We start from the raw sequence: 20966 nt of genomic DNA on the forward strand, positions 1-20966 counted from the left end.
TTTTATACTTAACAAGCGTTCTGATATATAAATTATGAATACATTTCTCGAACACGTTGCAGTTGATTTGTTGAATAAATATGGTAATGACATGGCACATATAGCTGTGGTCTTTCCTAATAAACGTGCTGCCTTATTTTTGAATCAAGCATTAGCTCGACTGGCTGATGGTCCTGTATGGAGTCCTGCATATATTACTATTTCTGACTTCTTTCGTCAACATTCAGAACTAACAATTGCTGATCCTATTAAAAGTATTTGTGACCTCTATAAGAGTTATGTTGAGGTTACAGGCAATACGAATGAAACCTTAGACCATTTCTATGGATGGGGGCAACTGCTCTTAGCCGATTTCGATGATATCGATAAAAATATGGCGGATGCCGAGATGGTGTTCTCTAATATTAGTAATCTTAAAGAGTTAGATGATATTAGCTATCTTAGTGATGAACAGAAGGCTGAGTTGCGCCGTTTCTTCGCTAATTTCGATTATAACCCAGAGGGGCTTAGAGAACGTTTTATAACTCTTTGGGATAAGTTGAATGATATATATAATAATTTTAGGCAAAAACTTAGAGATCAAAAGCTTGCATACGAGGGTATGCTTTATCGTGATGTGGTAGAGAATGCGAAGATAGAAGCACAATATGAACACTATATTTTTATCGGTTTCAACGTACTTCAGAAGGTTGAGCAGCTTCTCTTTAAACGCTTCTTAAAGGAGGAAAAGGCAAGTTTCTATTGGGATTATGACCGATATTATATGAAGTCTACTAATGAAGCGGGTAACTATATTCGTCGTTGGCTTGATATATTCCCCAATGCTTTACCAAACGATAACGATGAATTGTACGATAATTTAGGTAAAGAGAAGGAAATAAATATTATCTCTGCCCCTACTGAGAACTTACAAGCACGTTATATCACCGAGTGGTTGCGAGAGAATGAAAGATATAAAGATGGTAAGCGTACAGCAATTGTTCTTTGTGATGAACATCTGTTGCAGACCGTTATTCATTGTATACCTGATGAAGTCGATACTCTGAATGTCACAACGGGTTATCCGTTACAACAAACCCCGATTGCATCGATGGTTACGCAGCTTTGGGCATTACAGACAGAAGGTTATTCTGTGCAAGAGCAGAGTTATAGACTTCATTATGTAAACAGAGTGTTACGTCACCCTTATGGAAAGTATTTAACACCTAAAGTTGCCGAAATCATCGAACGATTGAATAGTGAACGGCAGTTTTATGTGAAGCCAAAAGAAGGCTCAATCTTTGAATACCATCCAAGTGATAAGCAGAACCTACAAGCATTAGTTAGTTGGTTAGCAGAAACTATCCGTTTCATCGGCATGAATGGTGCAGACGATAAAGATCCACTCTTTGAAGAGTCTGTTTTCCGTATGTACACCTTGCTCATACGTTTGTCTGAGCTGATGGTAAATGGTGATTTGGATGCAGATAAGATAATCTTTCGTCGACTTTTAACACAGCTTATTGCTGCTACAAGTATCCCTTTTCATGGTGAACCAGCACGTGGTGTACAAGTGATGGGCGTTCTTGAGACGCGTAATCTCGATTTTGATCATGTACTTGTGCTCTCTTGTAACGAAGGAAATATGCCAAAAGGGATAGATGATGCTTCATTTATACCTCATCTTATACGAAAGGCATACGAGTTAACAACAATTGATAATAAGATTTCCATCTATAGCTACTATTTCCATAGTATGATTCAGCGGGCAAAGGATGTTACTTTCCTTTATAATAACTCCACACAAGGTAGTCATACTGGAGAGATGAGTCGTTTCATTTTACAGTTGATGGTAGAATGGAATCACCCAATTCATCGACTAACTTTGCAAGCAGGACAAGAGCCAATGCGCTGTGAAGCCGAAGAGGTTGAAAAGAATGAAGCTGTGCTGAAAAGACTCGATGAAATCAGTTATTTCTCACCAACTGCTATTAATACATATATAACTTGTCAACTAAAGTATTACTTTAAATATATTGCAGGTATAAATGAACTCGATGAAATTGATGTTGATGATGTTGATAATCGAATGTTTGGTAATATTTTTCATACTGCAGCACAGCTTATGTATGAAAAGTTATTGCCGAGAGAAGTCATTACTACCAAGAATATAGATTATTTGTTGAAGACAGGAAAGAGTACCCAGTCTCTCACATCAGGGAATGCTGAACTTACATTGGATGATATCGTTGACGAGGCATTTGCTACTGAACTATTTCATCAACAACGAGGAGTAAGAAAACATCCAAAGCTCAATGGACTGCAACTTATCAATCGTGAAGTAATTATAAAGTATCTTCATCAATTATTGCGTATTGATCAGCGTTCTGCCCCATTACGTGTGATTGGGCATGAGTTTCCTGTTAAACGCTCATTGACAATTAATGTGAATGGATTAGATAAGCAAATCGAAACTGGTGGACGTATTGACCGTTTGGACGAGATATTTGTTGATAATGATATTGCACGCTTGCGTGTTGTAGACTATAAGACTGGTGGTAAAGCTGCGGAGTCACTGAAATGTGTTGATGATATGTTTAATCCAAAATTTTTAAGTAAAAAGAGTGACTATACAATGCAGGCGATGCTATACAGTCTTATTGAAGCAAAGGACGATTCAGAACACAATCCAAATCATCGTGCCGTTAGTCCTGCTTTGCTCTTTATTCAACATGCAGGTAGTGATGACTATACCCCGGTACTGTCAATAGATAATGAGGAAGTTACGGATGTCACTGTATATGAAGAGGATTTTCTTAGAAATCTCACGGAGAAGCTCGAAGAAATACATAATCCTAATATAGCTTTTGCTCCAACAGATAATACTGATAGTTGTAAATACTGTCCTTATAAACAGATGTGTGGACGATAATTACAGCTATAAAGATAATAGGCGGTCATAAATGCGAATACATTTATGGCCGCCTATCGTATTTGTAATGTTCTTAACCAATAACCTTAAACTTAGCAAACTTCAGGAGTAGCTGTTTTGTTCCTGCATTACGGAACTCAACTGTTGCCTTAGCATTTTCCCCAGAACCTTCAAGATTTAACACCTTACCAATACCAAAGCGTTGATGTTCAATCATTACACCAACACTAAGCCCACCTATTGAAGCTACCGATGAAACCGAAGATAATGAAGAACTCTCGGTTGATAATGTTCTACCGCCATTCGTCATAGCAGAAGATAAGCGCTTAAAGTTTCCTCCTTCTGCTATTAATCTACGTTTTGTACGTTCTGACAGTGGGTCTACAGCAGTTTCTGGGCGTTTGCGTTCAGTTATCTTTGGCTTTGGGTCAGCACGAAATTGGCTTGCAACAGGATTTGAATTCTGCCATCTCGAGCCCATTTGACGATATTCTTGTCCCCAAGGTCTGCTACCAGTATATGCTTTGTTTGGCTCGTATTCACGGAAATTATCTTCTGAACGATTACGTCCCCAAGTGCTTCTTGAGCTATTGTCCTCGTCCCAAGGCATCTTACGTCGTTCACCTCCAAAAGTACTATTTGCCTCATCTTCTACATGAATTAGTGCGGGGTCGAAATCATTTAAGAAACGACTTGGGTTATCAATTTGCATTGATCCATAACGAAAACGATTCTTTGCATTCGTCAATATACAATGCCGCTCGGCACGTGTTATAGCCACATAGAGTAATCTTCTCTCTTCTTCTATCTCACGTTTTGAACTTGCCGACATTGGACTTGGGAATATATTTTCCTCCAATCCAACGACAAACACTGTTGGGAATTCCAATCCCTTTGCTGCGTGAATTGTCATCAATGTCACTTTTGGGGTGTCATCGTCTTCCTTATCAGCATCTGTGTATAATGCTACTTCCTGGAGGTAGTCAGTAAGATAGACATTTTCTTCACGACCTTCTTCGCGTCCTGAATCAACAAAGCCCTGCATAGCCGACATAAACTCTTCCAAGTTCTCTCGACGAGCCAAGTCCTCTGGTTCATTCCCTGAACGGATATCAGCACTTACCCCACTCTCTTCAATAATCTCTTTTCCAAGCTCGTATGCATCTTTCAGTGCTACATTCTTAATAAATCCACTGATAAGTGTTCTGAAAGCAAAAAGCTTTGTCATTGTACCCTTGTTGACATCTAATCCATATTGTATAGGATTGAGGATAGTTTCCCATAATGAAACAGAATTTTGCTGGGCACAATCAATAATCTTTTGAACAGTCGTATTGCCAATTCCACGTGTCGGATAATTAATGATACGACGGAAAGCTTCTTCATCATCAGGGTTAGAAACCAGGCGGAAATATGCGATGATATCTTTGATTTCCTTACGTTGATAGAAAGAAAGTCCACCAATAATCTTGTAAGGTATACCTTGTTTGCGGAATTCATCCTCGAAAGAACGACTCTGTGCATTCGTACGGTAGAGAATGGCAAAGTTGCCATAATCACAATCATCATTGCGTTTGATACGCTTCAGTTCATTCGCAACAACCATAGCCTCTTCCCTATCACTATAGCAAGGTTTATAGAGAATCTTGTTTCCTTCAGCTTCTTTAGAAAATACATCCTTCGGAATCTGACGTTCGTTGTGTTTCATCAACGAGTTAGCAGCCTGTACGATGAGTTGTGTTGAGCGGTAATTGCGCTCTAACTTAAACAGTTTTGCATCTTCAAACTTATGTTTGAAGTCAAGAATATTGTCAATGTTAGCACCACGGAAAGAATAGATGCTCTGATAGTCATCCCCCACAACGCAGATGCGTCGATGTGTTTCAGCCAACTGGCTGATGATACTTACCTGTGCATAGTTTGTGTCTTGATACTCGTCTACCAAGATATATTCAAACTGTTGTCCGTACTTCTCTCTAATCTCTTTATTGTTACGGAAGAGCAAGAAGGTATAAAGTAGAATATCGTCAAAGTCCATTGCATTTGCCTGACGACATCTTGCTTCGTATGCTTTGTAAATCATGTGGATAGCAGGCATACGCGCACTTCGGTCACGCTCAATGGCAGCACGGTCTTCTGCATATTCTGCAGCTGTGATAAGATGGTTCTTTGCCATTGAGATAAAGTTATGCACTGCGGCTGGTTTATAGATTTTTTCGTCAAGGTCTAAGGCTTTTACAATACTCTTAATAAGTGAACGAGAGTCATTTTCATCATAAATCGTGAAATTACTTCCAAAGCCGATAGCCTCTCCTTCACGACGTAGGATACGTGCAAAGATGGAATGGAACGTTCCCATATAAAGATGTTGCGCATCTTTAGCAGTTGTTATCTGGGCGATACGTTCCTTCATCTCTCTTGCAGCTTTGTTCGTAAACGTAAGTGCAAGGATATTCCATGGGGCTAAGCCTTTATTAAGTAGGTAGGCAATCTTATAGGTAAGCACACGTGTCTTACCCGAACCTGCACCAGCAATAACCAATGATGGCCCTGTACAATACTCAACAGCCTCACGCTGGCTCTCGTTTAGTGCAGAGAGAATTGTCTCTTCCTTATCTTGATATATCATCTTATCTTCTTCGTTTTTGTCGAACAGAATTGTTTAATAGACTAATATACAGATATTTTAATGCTCTTTTGGGAAAGCAGGCATAAAAGTCATCTGGTGTTCAATCTGTCCTATTCTCTTGCGCATATAAGGTCCAGGGTTCTTTGAGGAGAAGCGGCGTGGGTTAGGTAATGTCGCTGCTATGAGTGCACAATCTCTTCGACTAAGTTGGCTTGCCTCCATACCGAAATTCTGTTCAGCGCATGCTTCAACACCATAGATTCCATCGCCCATCTCAATAGAGTTTAGATAAACCTCCATGATACGCTGTTTGCTCCATAGTGTTTCTATGAGGAAAGTGAAATAAACCTCTAATCCTTTTCTTATCCACGAGCGTCCCTGCCACAGAAAGACATTCTTTGCCGTTTGCTGAGAGATTGTAGAGCCACCACGTAGCTTCTTACCTTTTTTTAGGTGGTCTTCGGCTGCTTTCTCAATAGCCTGATAGTCAAAACCATGATGTGTAAGAAAACGCTGGTCCTCACTTGCCATTACCGCTACAGGCATTGATTTTGGCATTTTCTCTAATGGAATCCATTCATGGTATAGTTTCACAGATTCTCCTTTACCAATCTGCTCAAAGCAACGGCTAATCATCAGAGGGGTAAAGTATACAGGGATAAAGCGATAGACTACTACCGCCAATATTGTGGAGATGAAGGTTAGGGATAATACCCATCTTATCACTTTAAAAATCTTCTTGAACATAGTTAATGAGTTAATTATTTGCAAAGGTACTAAATCTTATTTGATAGCAAGCGGGAAGAAGAAGTTTTTTCCTCTCTAAAACCAGCATGAAAATTCTAATAAATAAGACAAACAAGCTATTTATTGCTATCCAGTAAATATTCCCATAGAAGTTAAAACTGAAGTTAGTCTATTAGCATATCTTTTTATTTTTACAAGTAATTCCTCGCTTTGTTTATAGAGGAATGTAAATATTTTTCCAATCTTTCAAAGTCCACACATGCTCTTTTAGCTTCTAAAAGACGCCTAATTGACTTCCAATAGGTGCTCTTTTGAAGTGTTACTAACGCCCTTTTGAAGCCCAATTAGGCATCTTTACTTTTGCTGTTTTGTAACTTGTTGATTCATTGAAGGTTATAAACCTACTCGTGATAGGTTGTTTTTGCCATTATTTGAGGATTTTTATTTGGATTTATGTAATTAATTTTTCATAGTTGAAGATATGTTTTTCGAGGTGTAAAAAGAAAAGATCCCTCCATTAAAGATATACGCCTATAAAATAAGCGTCTACGCATTTAACGGAAGAACCTTTTAATTACTTTGTGTATATAAGTAGGATAGCTACTTTATATTTACTTAATCAGACTGATAGAACGCTTAAGGAACTTATCGAGTGCTGCACCCTGAAGCATACCATTTTGTAGCAATGCCAAGTCGATGAGTTGATGAACAATATCATTACCCTTAGCGTATGCTGCAACAATAGCTTTCTTCTTGTCCTGAAGTTCAGAAACAGTCTTCTGAGTATTCTGCATATCGTCCTTCTCCTCCTGTGTCAGTTCCTCAGCTTTCTTGCTATCTTGTGACTGATGCAAAGCTGCCAAACGTGCCTCCTGTCCCTTTAGCTCGCTTGCTATAGGCTTCAATTCCTCTGCAGTGTTAGCAGTGACATCGTCAAGAACCTTCTTTACTAATGGGTGGTCAGCATTAAGAACGAGGTTATAAGAATCAGGCAGCTGAGCATAGAAACCCATTCCCTGCTGGAACTGACTCATCTCCTTCATACGGCGCATATACTCGTTCTGTGTTACAAGAACTGGCTGGAAAGATTCTCCGAGTGACTGTACGTCAACTGTGAAGTCTGCTTTTTCGATAGCAGGAATCTGTGAACGGAAAGCCTCTGACAAATTGTCAGTTTCATCTGCTGACAGATTATTCTTTGGAGTATCCTCCTTTTGAATAATACGGTCAACGATATCAGAGTCAACACGTACGTAGCGTGTCTTCTCCTGCTTCTGCTCAAGCATTGAAAGCAATGGTACATCCAATTGTCCGCTTGCATCAATAACACTATAACCCTTCTGCTTTGCAGCCTCAATATAGCTGTATTGCTCTTCCTTGTTACTTGTATAAAGGTTTACAAGATAACCCTCCTTGTCGGTCTGATTGTCCTTAACGAGTGTGTTATACTCCTCAAAGGTAAAGTACTTACCTTCGGTATCCTTGATAAGAGAGAAGTCCTTTGCACGCTCGTAGAAATCTGATTCAGAAAGCATTCCGTAGTTGATGAAGAGCTTTAGATCATCCCATTTCTCCTCAAACTCCTTACGATTTTCCTTGAAAATACTCTGTAGTCTGTCCGCAACTTTCTTAGTGATATAAGTTGCAATCTTCTTCACATTCGCATCACTTTGTAAGTAGCTACGGCTCACGTTCAGAGGAATATCTGGAGAATCAATAACACCATGAAGCAATGTGAGGAACTCTGGTACAATACCCTCAACCTGATCGGTCACGAATACCTGATTGCTATAGAGCTGAATCTTATTACGTTGCAGTTCGATATTATTCTTAACACGTGGGAAATAAAGAATACCCGTGAGGTTGAATGGGTAGTCAACGTTCAGATGAATCCAGAACAATGGTTCGTCATTCATTGGAAAGAGAGTACGATAGAAGCTCTTGTAGTCTTCATCTTTCAGTCCAGATGGAGCCTTTACCCACAAAGGTTCAACGCTATTGATAACATTATCTTCCTCTGTGTCAACCATTTTTCCGTCTTTCCACTCAGTCTTCTTACCAAAGACAACAGGAACTGCCATAAACTTACAATACTTGTTTAGCAGTTCTTCAATCTTTGATTTCTGCAGGAATTCCTTGCAATCATCGTCGATATAAAGAACAATATCGCTACCACGATCTTCCTTCTCAGCGTCTTCAAGTGTATATTCTGGGCTACCATCACAGCTCCATTTCACAGCCTTGCTACCCTCTTTATAGCTCTTTGTAATAATCTCAACCTTCTTAGCCACCATGAAAGAAGAATAGAATCCAAGACCAAAATGACCGATTATAGCCTCTGCCTTGTCCTGATACTTCTCAAGGAAGTCATTGACACCAGAGAATGCAATCTGGTTAATGTACTTTTCTATCTCCTCTGCGGTCATACCGATACCACGGTCGCTGATAGTCAATGTCCCTGCCTTTTCATCTAAACTAACACGAACACTCAAATCACCCAACTCGCCTTTGAAGTCACCTGTTGCAGAAAGGGTCTTCAGTTTCTGAGTAGCATCAACAGCATTTGACACCATCTCACGCAAGAAGATGTCATGATCTGAATATAAGAACTTTTTGATAACGGGGAAGATGTTCTCAGTTGTAACCCCGATATTTCCTTTTTGCATAGCAATATAATTTAATTGTTTTCAATTTTCTTTGTTGTATATAACAAACTCCGTGCCATGATAAGAGAACATATATTACATAAGCCAATATACAATAATAGAAATAAAAATGCCATCTTGTTCAAAAGAGCAAGATGGCGTATAATTTATGTTATTGCTATTTCCTTTTACTTGATATTCTTAAGGACAGCAAGGAGATGATCCCATACCATTTGAACAGTAGGTATAAGGAGGCACTCGTCTGGTGTATGGACATAACGAAGTGTTGGACCAAAGCTAATCATATCTAAATGTGGATATTTCTCAGAGAAGAGACCGCACTCAAGACCAGCATGAATACCAAGAACAAGTGGTTCCTTACCAAAGATATTCTTGTACTGTTCAACAGCAACGTGTACTAACTCTGAGTTAGGATTCATCTTCCATGCAGGATAGCTGTCATCAACAACAATCTCTGCACCAGCCAACTCAAAACATGCACGAACAGTGTTGGTCATATTTGCCAAGTTGCTCATTACGTTTGAACGCTGTGAAGAGACAACTGTTAATTTATTCTCCTCTGTCTGTATGCTTGCAACATTGCTTGATGTTTCAACCATGTAAGCCAAGGCTTCATCCTGACAATTAGTCAATGGACCATTGTCAAGTGCCTGCAAAGCAAGGATAACGTTGTGTGAAATCTGCTTTGGCATAACTGGAGCGGCATCTGCACTCTCAAGGTTCCATACCATTGCTGTGTCTGTAACATGGAACTCGTCCTCCACCTCTGCACTAAAGATATTCCAATCTGCCTTAACAGTCTCTTTGTTAGCTGAAGGAACAGCGAAGAGCACCTTACCATCACGTGGGATAGCATTGTGTAACTTACCTGAATTCCAATAGCTCAAACGAAGGTCCATCTTAGCCTGCTCCGCATAGAGGAAACGAGCAAGGAGTTTGATAGCATTAGCACGTTTCTTATTGATGTCATCACCAGAGTGACCGCCAACAAGACCCTTCAAACTTGCTTCCATAAAGAAATAACCCTCTGGTGCATTCTCACGCTCAAAGTTGAATACCGCTGTTGTACTATTACCCCCCGCACAACTTACAAAGATTTGACCTTCATCTTCAGAATCAAGGTTGATGAGATAGTTTCCTGTCATGAAACCAGCCTCTAAGCCGAAAGCACCAGTTAGGCCTGTTTCTTCATCACGTGTAAAGAGACATTCGATAGGTCCGTGCTCAATATCATTAGAGTCAAGGATAGCCAACTCATAAGCCATACCAATACCATCATCAGCACCGAGTGTTGTACCCTTTGCATGAAGCCACTCGCCATCAACATAGGTCTGAATAGCATCCTTATGGAAATCAAATTCTATATCAACGAGTTTGTCACATACCATGTCCATGTGGCTCTGGAGAACAACAGTTGGTACATTCTCCATACCTTTTGTTGCAGGCTTAGAGATAAGTACATTGCCAACTTTGTCAACCTTTACTTCAAGATTGCGCTCCTTAGCAAACTCTTGTAAATAACTAATCATCTGCTCTTCATGCTTAGATGGGCGTGGTATTTGATTGATTTTAGCGAACTGCTCAAAGACACAAGCAGGTTTTAATTCTACATTTGCCATTTTTAATAATATTTTTTTTTGTAATCTTGCTGTTTTATATTACCTTTGCGGTCAATATAAATGCAAAGATAAAGAAAATGTTTGTAACTTTATTGTTAACATTGTTAATAATTGCTATAGCCATGTTGCTTCTCGGAGTGCGTGTGTTATTCAAGAAAGGCGGAGAATTCCAGTCGCAACATATATCGGATAATGCTTATCTAAAGGAGAAAGGAATCCATTGTGTTATCGACCAGGACAAGGAAGCTCGAATTGAGAATAAAGCATATTAGAGTAAGAAATAATTAATTAAATACAATAGAAATGAAGAAATCATTTAGCAAAATGGCAGTGCTTGCAATGGCAGCATTCGCTTTTGTTGCATGTAACAATCAGCCAGTGAAGAATGACACAACTGCAAGCAAGGCTGAAACTTCTACAGCTGCTCCAGCTGCAAATAGTCAGAAAGTAGCTTATGTAGAGATTGACTCTATCATGAGCCAGTATACTTATTGGAAGGATGTAACTAAACTTGTAAAGGCTAAGGAGGCTAATATTCAGCGTACATTGGCTGGCAAGCAGAAGGCTATTCAGGCAGCTGCTGCTAACTTCCAGCAGAATATTCAGGCAAATAAGTACACACAGGCACAGGCTCAGCAGATTCAGGCAAGCATTCAGAAGCAGGCTCAGGATGCTGATGCATTGCAGCAGCGTCTTGGTGCTGAGTATCAGAACGAGGTTGCTAAGTATAACAAAGCTCTCTCTGACAGCGTGCATAACTATCTGAAGGAGTATAATAAGGATAAGAAGTATAGTATCATTCTTGCTAAGAGTGGTGATAATATCCTTTATGCTGATCCTGCTTACAATATTACAGAGGATGTTGTTAAAGGAATGAACCAGGCTTACAAGGGTATGAAGAAGTAATTTGTGGGTTCACAGTTACTTATTAAATAGATATAATAAAACCAGTCGTAATTTACGGCTGGTTTTGTTTTTATAGAATAGTATCATAGAAAGAGATAAAGTTTAGTTTCTTGTTTTGTATAGCACTTTCTAATAATCTTCTTTCGTTTAAGTTTGATATACCATTCTTTTTACAGATGTTAACAACTATTATAAGCCTATATTTCATCTTTTTGCAGTTGTGTTGATGCTTCGCACATATCGTGTTGATGCTCCGCACATATCGTGTTGATGGTAAGCACCAATCGTGTTGAGCATTTAATACCTTGCAAATAAGGCTTTGTTGTATTCAACTTGTTGTTAGAAAAGTAGAAGACTATCACAAATTAAAAATAATCTCTTTGATTAAGTTGTTTACTTGTCTAAATAGATTCAATATTTGCGAGTGTATTGTTTAATGATTATGGTGTTGCTATAATTAATGATTTATTTCAATTTTAACTCATAGTTGAGAAAAGCTATTATTCTTTTTGACGTATCAACATGTATTGTTTTTCTTTTTCATCAAAAAGTAGTAGCAAGATACTAAATAAACGATACTATTATGTTGCAAAGCCTAAGATAGCCATGAACAGTAGTAAAAAGATAAAATCTTCTTCCTCATAATCTTTTTATATTTTGAATTGCAGGTTTTTATAATGCGGTCTTTTTAACAAGTTCTATACCTTGTCTTGACATTTTACTCTTTGTTATATTCCCATTTGTATTGGCCAATAGATTCTCCAGCACGGGTAACATACGATTGAGGTTACCATATTGAATCATAAAATTCCAAAAAGGTTCAAACTTCTTCCACCCTCCCATATAAAAGAGATGAGCCAATTGCTGCTTTATATTATCGTGCCCAAAGCTTGCCTTAAAAATATTACTCCATGAATAGAAGTTACGATAAGCCCACTCGTAGCCTTGTTTTAACTCCTCTGCTGTTAATCCCAATGTTTTGTACACAACCGTTCGGGTATCATACTTGCTCCAGTCATAAGACGTAATACGTCCATCTCGTTCCATCTGTTGAAACAGACGCGTTCCTGGATAAGGAGTTAGAATATGGAAGGTTGCTGTTGTTATGCTATGTTCAATCCCCCAATCAACAGTTCTTTGAAATACATCTTTATCATCATGATCAAGACCAAAAACAAAACTTCCGTTAATCATAATACCAAGACTATGCAGGCGTTCAACAGCTGCTACATAATCTTTCGATAAGTTTTGTAGTTTGTTACTTGAACGAAGATTGTCTGGAGAAAATGTCTCAAAACCTAAAAACAAACTCCGCAATCCTGCCTCGGCAGCTTTTTCTATCAAATTACCATTGAGCACTGCTGCAACTGTAGAGGCACTCTGAAAAACTCTACCCATGCCACGCATACCCTCAAATAGTTCTGATGCGAAATGAGAATTACCTAAGAGATGATCGTCAAGAAAATAAAGGTGTCTGCCAGGAAGGCTATCGATTTCAGCTAAGGCATCGTCTACTTTCCGAGTGTAAAACGATTTACCTTCACTATAGAAGGCGTCCTTATAGCAAAAGTCACAATGGTGGGGACAACCACGGGAAACAACAAGCGAGTTAGGTACTAAATACTTCTCTCTTTTAATAAGATCACGGCGTACAGGAGGAATGTTTTCAATACTTCTCCAACTTGCCATATACCGTTTTTGAGGGTGTCCTTCGCGCAAGTCTTTGATGAATCGTGGGAATGCTTCTTCCCCTGGTCCTAATATTAGTGTGTCTGCGTGTTGTGCCGCTTCGTCAGGAAGACTTGTAACGTGAAGTCCTCCCATAACGACATATACTCCTTTTTTTCTATATTCATCAGCAATCTTGTAAGCCCTATAAGCATTAGTAATGTAGACTTGAATACAAACCAAATCTGGAGTATCATTCAACTTAAGTTGCTCAATGTGTTGATCCTGTATCTCTACTTCATCATTATCAGAGAAATAGGCTGCAAGTGTTGCCAGCCCCAAAGGTGGGAAAAGCGAGTATTTGATAGGTCGCCAATAAGGGCTTTCTGCCTCTTGCAAAGCTGGTAATATCATTTTTACCTTCATACTGTTAAGTCTTTATTCTTCATGACACAATATTATCTTAACGAGGTGATTAATTAGCTAAAGCTAATCAATACATAAATTTTAAAGTCAAAACTATAGTTCTTATTTAATATATTATACAAAAGTCGCCATTACTTTTCATATATGCAAACTTTTTTCAAGAAAACTCAATTGGATAAGGTTGTACTTATATTTTTATTAATAAGATAGAGATAAATTCTCTTTCTAACAACAAACTTCTTGAAATAAATGTGTTTTTTTATAGAATAAAAGAAAAAGACAACGAAAAATTTTGAGGTATGAAAATAAAGTACTATCTTTGCACTCGCATTTGAGATAATGCTTGGTAATTCGGTTGTAAGCCATCTTGGAAGGATGGGTGAGTGGCTGAAACCAGCAGTTTGCTAAACTGCCGTGCGCGTCCGCGTACCGGGGGTTCGAATCCCCCTCCTTCCGCTTTATCTCATAATCTCAAATGCAATTTGGTCGATTCATCTAATGGTTAGGATACAAGATTCTCAATCTTGGCATAGGGGTTCGATTCCCCTATCGACTACAAATCATCCTTCTATAGGAAAACCTTATTTTGGTCGATTCATCTAATGGTTAGGATACAAGATTCTCAATCTTGGCATAGGGGTTCGATTCCCCTATCGACTACAAAAAGAAAGTTTAGCTTAATGGCTGAACTTTTTTTGTTTTATATGCTTATTTGTTTTTGCAGATTGCGCCAGGTGGGTATGTTAAATTAAATTTGCTGTCACTTCTGTCATTTGTTGTGAGTACTTAACTTGTTTGTTTACAGTAGAATAAATGAAATGTTAAAAGTGACAGTAAAATGAAACAAAAAATATTCTTGTAAGATGTGTGTATAAAACAAAATTAAATCTTCAATCTTTAGTAAAAGTTATCTTGTATGCTTAAAATGTATGCTTGTGGGTAAGTGTAGATGCTCTTAGAGTGTATATTTGAGGTTCTAAGCTGCTATCCTACTCTATTGGCTTGTAAGTTTAATCTTTGGCAGTCTATCGTGTGTGGGTTAAGCTAAGGGTATGTAAAAAACAAATAAAGGCTATAGGAAAACCTATAGCCTTTTATTGATTTTATCTTTATAGAATTAATTCTTAAAGAAATCCTTGACAGCCTCATTTGGGACCATCTGCTCATCGAAGATGTAAGCACCAGTCTTTGGGCTCTTTACCATCTTGATAACTTTTGAATATGCGCGACCATCCGTAGAACCTTCGTGGAGGGTAGCGACCGCTTTCTTTGCCATAGTCTATTAATTTTAACTATTAACTATACTACTCTTTTTAGCGAGCTTACTTAATCTCCTTGTGAAGGGTAACCTTCTTCAGAACAGGATTATACTTCATGAGCTCAAGACGCTCTGGAGTATTCTTACGGTTCTTTGTAGTTACGTAACGACTTGTACCAGCTACACCGCTGTTCTTCATCTCGGTACATTCCAAGATAACTTGGACTCTGTTTCCTTTAGCTTTCTTTGCCATGATATTTAGTCTCCTATTACCTTAATGTCCTTCCAGTCAACATAACCCTTAGAAACAGCCTGCTTGAGTGCTGCATCAAGACCTACCTTGTTAATTAGACGAAGACCAGCAGCACTAATCTTCAGCTGAATCCAGCAAGCCTCCTCTACATAGTAGAACTTCTTGCTGAAGAGGTTAACATCAAAGCTTCTCTTTGTACGGTGCTTTGAGTGAGACACGTTACAACCTATCTGTGCCTTCTTTCCTGTGATTTGACAAATCTTAGACATTTCTATCTTTGTTTTGTGATTCGTTAATTGATACCTATTCCAAACAGGGTGCAAAATTACAAAAAAGTTTCAAATAAGCAAAACTTTTACTACAATAATTGTTGCTTTTAAGCTTTTTTGCGAGTTTATTCGGACTTAATATCTAATTCTTTTAGGAAATCAAGGAATAGACGGATTGCTTTGTTTGTTGCAATGGCAAGATTTATGTCACGTCCGAAGTCTTCGGTTAACTTAAATGTTCTTACCTCATCTTTGTTGCCATATGCCAACCAAATAGTACCCACTGGATGTTCTGCTGTACCGCCTCCAGGGCCGGCTACTCCTGTAGATGCAATGGCAAAGTCTACTCCAATAGTTTTTATAGTGCCTAATACCATCTCACGTGCAACCTCCTCTGATACTGCACTTTTCTCCTCAAGTATTTCATGAGATACGCCAAGTAGTTTCTCCTTTACTTCATCCGTATAAGCAACTACTCCTCCTTTATAATAATTAGATGATCCTGGGATAGCCATTATCGCTTCACTGATACGACCACCTGTGCAGCTTTCTGCTGTTCCAATTGTGTAACCTGAAGCATAAAGGATGTCACCAATCTGACGTGATATTATCTTACTTTCAAAATCCATAATCTTACTCTTATTAGGGGGGATTGTTTAATTATTCAAAAGTTACTTTGCTAAACACAGGGATATCCATCTGTGTAAAGTCTTTGTCTTGATACTTGAAGTTACCTACACTGGCAATCATTGCTGCATTGTCTGTCGTATAGCTAAACTTTGGTATGTAAATCGTCCAACCATAACGCTCTGCATGGTCATGGAACGCATTACGAAGACCATTATTAGCCGATACGCCACCTGCAACTGCTACATGTTTAATACCAGTCTCTTTAACAGCTAAGCGTAACTTCTTCATCAATATACTAACAATTGCATGCTCAAGGCTGGCTGCAATGTCTTCTTTATGATGCTCTATGAAATCAGGGTCTTCCTCTACCCATTTTCTCATATTATATAAGAATGATGTCTTAAGACCAGAGAAAGAGTAATCAAAACCAGCAACATTTGGCTCTGCAAACTTATAAGCCAAAGGATTACCTTGGCGTGCAAGCCTATCAATGATTGGACCACCAGGATAGCCGAGTCCCATTACCTTTGAACACTTGTCAATAGCCTCACCAGCAGCATCGTCAATAGTCTGACCAAGTACTTCCATATCGTTATAGGCATTCACCTTAACAATCTGGGAATTACCACCAGATACCAAGAGACAAAGGAATGGGAATGGAGGCATGTGGTTGTCGTCATCGCTTTCCTTGATAAAGTGAGCCATGACATGACCCTGCAAATGGTTTACCTCAATCATTGGGATATTCAATGAACGAGCAAAACCTTTTGCAAAGTTTACACCAACCAAAAGACTACCCATCAATCCAGGACCACGTGTAAAGGCTATGGCTGAAAGTTGTTCTTTAGTAATACCCGCACGCTTCAATGCTTGATCAACAACAGGAACTACGTTCTGCTGGTGCGCTCTTGATGCAAGCTCAGGAACAACTCCTCCGTAAGCTTTATGCACCTCCTGTGAGGCTGTTACATTACTGAGGATTACACCATTCCTCAATACGGCAGCACTTGTGTCATCACAACTGCTTTCTATACCTAATATATAAATATCTTCTTTTTCCATTTTCAGTTAGATTCTCTCCTAAAAGAATATCAGACATTAATGTGTCAGAATCTCTAATCCATGTTCAGTCATAACGAAAGTATGCTCCCACTGAGCTGAAGGCTTTTCGTCTCCTGTGATAACCTCCCAACCATACGGGTCGTCAGCATCAATGAAGACTTTCCATGTACCCATATTAATCATTGGTTCAATGGTAAATACCATACCAGGAACCAGTAACATACCAGTACCTCTATGACCATAGTGAACAATGTCTGGCTGTTCGTGGAACTCGATACCCACACCATGACCACAGAGGTCACGTACAACACCATAGCCATTCTTCTCTGCATGCTTCTGAATAGCATGACCGATGTCACCTACAAAGGAATAAGGCTTAGCTGCTTCGGCACCTATCTCAAGGCATTCCTTCGCTACACGTACCAAACGTTCCTTCTCAGGTGTTGTCTTTCCAATGATGAACATACGACTTGCATCTGCATAATAGCCATCTACAATCGTTGTCATATCAACATTGATGATATCTCCTTCTTGAAGAACATCTTCTTTCTTTGGAACACCATGACACACAACTTCATTGATACTTGTACATACACTCTTTGGATATCCCTCATAGTTCAAGCAGGCAGGGATTGCATTATGGTCCTTGCAATACTGCATACAGATATCATCAATCTCCTGTGTATTCATTCCTGCGTGGATAGCCTCAGCAACAGCATCCAAGCAGCCAGTATTGACGATACCACTCTTTCGGATACCTTCAATCTGCTCAGGTGTCTTAATCATATCACGTGTAGGAACGAGTTTGCCCTTCTTCTCAAGAGCCATTATCTTTAAGTCCATTTCGGTTGGCTCCTGTCCTGGAAGACAATGCCACCTTTTCTTTTTCAACTGCATATCGTCAATTTTATCTTTTTGCAAGAATTAAGCAGTTAAACGCAAGAAAACAAGTTTTCATTTTGCGAAGTGCTGCTTAGTTTCTGCAAAAGTACTATAATTCAAAGACAAAACAAAATAAATCAAGTCCTTTCTTACAGAAGAGTCTTATTTGATATATCGTATAATAGTCTACTTAAATCGAATCAAGCAATTGGTACTTATCATATATAAATCTCATCAGAAGAATCTTTGCCAATAACTGGTAATACTTCTTTTTGTCAAGCCTTTCTTTATCAATCAAAAAGGTTGAGTTTATTCTCTCTTGCCTTACTCAAAGACAATACCTTTTGTTGTTGCTCCTTATAACCAGCTCTTAGCTTTTCGTATTTTTCGTCTAATTCCTCACAGAAATGTCCACGCTCTTTATCATTGAGCAATAAGGATGCTATGGAAGGATTGACAGAAGCGTCTTTAACCCATACAACTGGGGCATCATATAACGGAGCAATCTTCAGTGCAACATGAAGTTGAGACGTTGTTGCGCCACCAATCATAACAGGAATATTCAGTCCTGCTTCCTTAAAAGCTACAACACTATTAACCATCTCCTGAAGACTTGGTGTAATGAGGCCAGACAATCCAATCAAGTCAACATTTTCTTCCTTAGCTTTCTTGATAATCTGGTCAGCTGGCACCATAACGCCCAAATCTATGACTTCATAGTTGTTACAAGCCATCACGACACCCACGATATTCTTTCCAATATCGTGAACATCACCCTTTACAGTAGCTAAAAGCACTTTTCCAGCAATAGCCTTACCATCAACCTTCTCCTTTTCAATATAAGGCTGAAGAATTGCTACAGCGTCTTTCATTGTACGAGCAGTCTTGACAACCTGAGGCAAGAACATCTTACCTGCACCAAATAAATCGCCTACTTCGTTCATACCCTCCATCAGAGGACCTTCAATAATATTCACAGCATGCGGATACTTCTCCAATGCTTCGTGAATATCCTCATTCAAATAGGTTGAAATACCCTTACGCAATGCATATTTTAATCTGTCTTCCAACGCATCATTACGCCATGCTTCCTGTGCTACTTCTTGCGTAGCACCGCCATTCTTTTGTGCTTCTTTTTCCTCAAGAATCTTGTTAGCTAATTCTATCAGTAGTTCGTCGGCTCCCTCTACCCTATCTAAAACAACGTCTTCAATTATCTTCAAATGGTCTTCTGGTATATCAGCGTATGTTACTTTGGTAGCTGGATTGACAATACCAAAGTCCATACCCACCTGAATGGCATGATAAAGGAATACGGCGTGCATAGCCTCACGGATATAGTTGTTACCACGGAAACTGAACGAAAGGTTACTCACACCACCGCTAACGTGTGCGCCTGGTAGATTCTTCTTAATCCATTCCGTAGCACGAATGAAGTCGACCGCATAGTTATTATGCTCCTTCATACCCGTACAAATAGCAAGGATATTTGGGTCGAAGATAATGTCCTGAGGTGGGAAAGCCACTTTCTCGGTAAGAATTTTATAAGCCCTATTAGCTATTTCAATACGACGCTCGTAGCTTGTTGCTTGTCCTTCTTCATCAAAGCACATTACAACAACAGCTGCACCAAAGCGCAGTACATCCTTTGCATGCTGGATAAAGGCTTCTTCACCTTCTTTCAAAGAAATAGAGTTGACAATAGCCTTACCTTGTACACACTTCAAAGCAGATACAACTACCTCCCAATCAGATGAATCAATCATCAGTGGAACACGGGCAATCTCAGGTTCTGATGAAATCATATTGACAAAATGAGCCATCTCATCTTTCGACTCCAATAAACCGTCGTCCATGTTGATATCCAATACTAATGCACCATCATCTACCTGTTTACGAGCAATTGTCAAAGCCTCTTCATAGTTCTTCTCTTTGACTAAGCGAAGGAACTTACGGCTTCCTGCAACATTACAACGCTCACCAACGTTTACAAATGATATTTCTGGAGTCAATCGGAACTGCTCAAGTCCAGAGAGAATCATCTCCTTTGGTGCATCAACAGGTATATGAGGTTTCTTTCCCTCAACAACCTTTACGTAGCCAGCAATGAACTCTTCCGTTGTTCCACAACAGCCACCAATGATATTTACCAGACCTTCATCTACAAATGAAGCCATTTGTGGAACCATGATTTCTGCTGTTTCATCGTATTCTCCCATTGAGTTAGGCAAACCTGCATTGGGATGAATGCTTATATAATAAGGTGCTTTAGCTGCCAACTCCTTCAAATAAGGGCGCATCTGTTCTGCTCCGAACGAACAGTTAAGACCAACAGAAAAGATAGGATAAGACGATACTGACGCAAGGAAAGCATCGAGTGTCTGACCACTAAGCGTTCTGCCAGACAAGTCAGTAATGGTCACTGACAGCATAATAGGTAAATCAACACCCGACTTCTTCATCTCTGACAATGACGCATCAATTGCTACTTTAGCATTAAGCGTATCAAAGATAGTCTCAATCAAGACAGCATCAATACCCCCTTCTATCATCGCTGCCACCTGCTCGCTATAAGCATCAAAGAGTGCATCATACGTAAGATCACGCTTAGCAGGGTCGCTTACATCAGGCGACATCGAACAAGTTTTGTTCGTCGGACCAATACTACCTGCGACAAAACGAGGTTTATCTGCAGTCGAATATTCATCAGCACACTGTCGTGCAAGCTTTGCTCCTGCAAAGGCAATATCACGGGAGAAACTCTCCATGTGGTAATCCGCTTGCGAAATACGCTGTGCAGAGAATGTGTTAGTACTGATAATGTCAGCTCCAGCCTCTAAATAACGACGGTGAATATCCTCAATAATATCAGGGCGTGATAGATTCAACATATCATTATTACCCTGATAATTGAGCATCTGTAAAAGTTCAAGGTTACCTCGGAAGTCTTTCTCCGTCAAGTTATATCCTTGAATCATAGTGCCCATCGCACCATCTAAAATCAGTATTCTATCTTTAATGTTATCCCTTAACTTCATTA

General features: G+C 39.2%; 15 protein-coding genes and 3 tRNA genes. 6 read left to right on the forward strand and 12 right to left on the reverse strand.

Features of this window, described 5'->3' with window-relative positions:
• The first annotated feature begins 34 nt into the window (after positions 1–34).
• Positions 35–2911: a PD-(D/E)XK nuclease family protein gene (locus tag PMEL_RS11290; protein ID WP_120175365.1), complete on the forward strand. Its 2877-nt coding sequence runs from the start codon at positions 35–37 to the stop codon at positions 2909–2911.
• A gap of 73 nt (positions 2912–2984) precedes the next feature.
• On the opposite strand, the gene PMEL_RS11295 is transcribed toward PMEL_RS11290, so the two are convergent.
• The 4 genes from PMEL_RS11295 to PMEL_RS11310 all read right to left on the reverse strand — a co-directional run bounded on the left by PMEL_RS11295 (position 2985) and on the right by PMEL_RS11310 (position 10572).
• A complete protein-coding gene (locus tag PMEL_RS11295) occupies positions 2985–5540 on the reverse strand; it encodes an ATP-dependent helicase (RefSeq protein WP_120175367.1) in 2556 nt (851 codons plus the stop codon).
• 57 nt (positions 5541–5597) lie between these two features.
• Complete coding sequence (gene mtgA, locus PMEL_RS11300) at positions 5598–6287, reverse strand: monofunctional biosynthetic peptidoglycan transglycosylase (protein WP_120175368.1); 690 nt, start codon at positions 6285–6287, stop codon at positions 5598–5600.
• Between the two features lie 611 nt (positions 6288–6898).
• Positions 6899–8953: a molecular chaperone HtpG gene (gene htpG / locus PMEL_RS11305; RefSeq protein WP_120175369.1), complete on the reverse strand. Its 2055-nt coding sequence runs from the start codon at positions 8951–8953 to the stop codon at positions 6899–6901.
• 167 nt (positions 8954–9120) lie between these two features.
• Positions 9121–10572: an aminoacyl-histidine dipeptidase gene (locus PMEL_RS11310; protein WP_120175370.1), complete on the reverse strand. Its 1452-nt coding sequence runs from the start codon at positions 10570–10572 to the stop codon at positions 9121–9123.
• A gap of 77 nt (positions 10573–10649) precedes the next feature.
• On the opposite strand from PMEL_RS11310, the gene PMEL_RS12455 reads away from it, so the two are divergent.
• Both PMEL_RS12455 and PMEL_RS11320 read left to right on the forward strand, forming a co-directional pair.
• Positions 10650–10844, forward strand: a complete 195-nt coding sequence (locus PMEL_RS12455) for a hypothetical protein (RefSeq protein ID WP_120175557.1) — start codon at positions 10650–10652, stop codon at positions 10842–10844.
• A 31-nt stretch (positions 10845–10875) separates the two neighbouring features.
• Positions 10876–11478, forward strand: coding sequence for an OmpH family outer membrane protein (locus PMEL_RS11320; protein ID WP_120175371.1), 603 nt, complete (start codon positions 10876–10878; stop codon positions 11476–11478).
• Between the two features lie 672 nt (positions 11479–12150).
• Here the strand turns inward: PMEL_RS11320 and PMEL_RS11325 are convergent.
• The gene (locus PMEL_RS11325) at positions 12151–13572 is read right to left on the reverse strand and encodes a B12-binding domain-containing radical SAM protein (RefSeq protein WP_120175372.1); all 1422 of its coding nucleotides are present in this window, start codon (positions 13570–13572) and stop codon (positions 12151–12153) included.
• Between the two features lie 369 nt (positions 13573–13941).
• Here PMEL_RS11325 and PMEL_RS11330 point away from each other — a divergent pair.
• From PMEL_RS11330 to PMEL_RS11340, 3 genes are all read left to right on the forward strand, one after another.
• Positions 13942–14028, forward strand: a tRNA-Ser gene (locus PMEL_RS11330).
• Between the two features lie 28 nt (positions 14029–14056).
• Positions 14057–14128, forward strand: a tRNA-Glu gene (locus PMEL_RS11335).
• Between the two features lie 32 nt (positions 14129–14160).
• Positions 14161–14232, forward strand: a tRNA-Glu gene (locus PMEL_RS11340).
• A 457-nt stretch (positions 14233–14689) separates the two neighbouring features.
• Here the strand turns inward: PMEL_RS11340 and PMEL_RS11345 are convergent.
• The 7 genes from PMEL_RS11345 to metH all read right to left on the reverse strand — a co-directional run bounded on the left by PMEL_RS11345 (position 14690) and on the right by metH (position 20964).
• Positions 14690–14848: a DUF4295 domain-containing protein gene (locus PMEL_RS11345; protein ID WP_008822410.1), complete on the reverse strand. Its 159-nt coding sequence runs from the start codon at positions 14846–14848 to the stop codon at positions 14690–14692.
• A gap of 46 nt (positions 14849–14894) precedes the next feature.
• On the reverse strand, positions 14895–15083 hold the full coding sequence (gene rpmG, locus PMEL_RS11350; protein ID WP_004359784.1) for a 50S ribosomal protein L33: 189 nt from the start codon (positions 15081–15083) through the stop codon (positions 14895–14897).
• A gap of 5 nt (positions 15084–15088) precedes the next feature.
• The gene (gene rpmB, locus PMEL_RS11355; protein ID WP_004359782.1) at positions 15089–15352 is read right to left on the reverse strand and encodes a 50S ribosomal protein L28; all 264 of its coding nucleotides are present in this window, start codon (positions 15350–15352) and stop codon (positions 15089–15091) included.
• Positions 15353–15477: 125 nt separating this feature from the next.
• Entirely contained in the window at positions 15478–15981 is a 504-nt protein-coding gene (locus PMEL_RS11360) for a CinA family protein (protein WP_120175373.1), read from the reverse strand.
• Positions 15982–16012: 31 nt separating this feature from the next.
• Positions 16013–17044, reverse strand: a complete 1032-nt coding sequence (gene tsaD, locus PMEL_RS11365) for a tRNA (adenosine(37)-N6)-threonylcarbamoyltransferase complex transferase subunit TsaD (RefSeq protein WP_120175374.1) — start codon at positions 17042–17044, stop codon at positions 16013–16015.
• 36 nt (positions 17045–17080) lie between these two features.
• Complete coding sequence (map, locus tag PMEL_RS11370; protein WP_120175375.1) at positions 17081–17941, reverse strand: type I methionyl aminopeptidase; 861 nt, start codon at positions 17939–17941, stop codon at positions 17081–17083.
• 275 nt (positions 17942–18216) lie between these two features.
• Positions 18217–20964, reverse strand: a complete 2748-nt coding sequence (gene metH, locus PMEL_RS11375) for a methionine synthase (protein WP_120175376.1) — start codon at positions 20962–20964, stop codon at positions 18217–18219.
• Positions 20965–20966 lie beyond the last annotated feature (2 nt).

This window comes from Prevotella melaninogenica (assembly GCF_003609775.1).
GTDB lineage: Bacteria > Bacteroidota > Bacteroidia > Bacteroidales > Bacteroidaceae > Prevotella > Prevotella melaninogenica_A.

Bases quoted from the DNA above. Each gene is read 5' to 3' on its own strand.
- PMEL_RS11290 (WP_120175365.1), top strand. From the start codon at position 35: ATGAATACATTTCTCGAACACGTTGCAGTTGATTTGTTGAATAAATAT.
- PMEL_RS11295 (WP_120175367.1), bottom strand. From the start codon at position 5,540: ATGATATATCAAGATAAGGAAGAGACAATTCTCTCTGCACTAAACGAG.
- mtgA (WP_120175368.1), bottom strand. From the start codon at position 6,287: ATGTTCAAGAAGATTTTTAAAGTGATAAGATGGGTATTATCCCTAACC.
- htpG (WP_120175369.1), bottom strand. From the start codon at position 8,953: ATGCAAAAAGGAAATATCGGGGTTACAACTGAGAACATCTTCCCCGTT.
- PMEL_RS11310 (WP_120175370.1), bottom strand. From the start codon at position 10,572: ATGGCAAATGTAGAATTAAAACCTGCTTGTGTCTTTGAGCAGTTCGCT.
- PMEL_RS12455 (WP_120175557.1), top strand. From the start codon at position 10,650: ATGTTTGTAACTTTATTGTTAACATTGTTAATAATTGCTATAGCCATG.
- PMEL_RS11320 (WP_120175371.1), top strand. From the start codon at position 10,876: ATGAAGAAATCATTTAGCAAAATGGCAGTGCTTGCAATGGCAGCATTC.
- PMEL_RS11325 (WP_120175372.1), bottom strand. From the start codon at position 13,572: ATGAAGGTAAAAATGATATTACCAGCTTTGCAAGAGGCAGAAAGCCCT.
- PMEL_RS11345 (WP_008822410.1), bottom strand. From the start codon at position 14,848: ATGGCAAAGAAAGCGGTCGCTACCCTCCACGAAGGTTCTACGGATGGT.
- rpmG (WP_004359784.1), bottom strand. From the start codon at position 15,083: ATGGCAAAGAAAGCTAAAGGAAACAGAGTCCAAGTTATCTTGGAATGT.
- rpmB (WP_004359782.1), bottom strand. From the start codon at position 15,352: ATGTCTAAGATTTGTCAAATCACAGGAAAGAAGGCACAGATAGGTTGT.
- PMEL_RS11360 (WP_120175373.1), bottom strand. From the start codon at position 15,981: ATGGATTTTGAAAGTAAGATAATATCACGTCAGATTGGTGACATCCTT.
- tsaD (WP_120175374.1), bottom strand. From the start codon at position 17,044: ATGGAAAAAGAAGATATTTATATATTAGGTATAGAAAGCAGTTGTGAT.
- map (WP_120175375.1), bottom strand. From the start codon at position 17,941: ATGCAGTTGAAAAAGAAAAGGTGGCATTGTCTTCCAGGACAGGAGCCA.
- metH (WP_120175376.1), bottom strand. From the start codon at position 20,964: ATGAAGTTAAGGGATAACATTAAAGATAGAATACTGATTTTAGATGGT.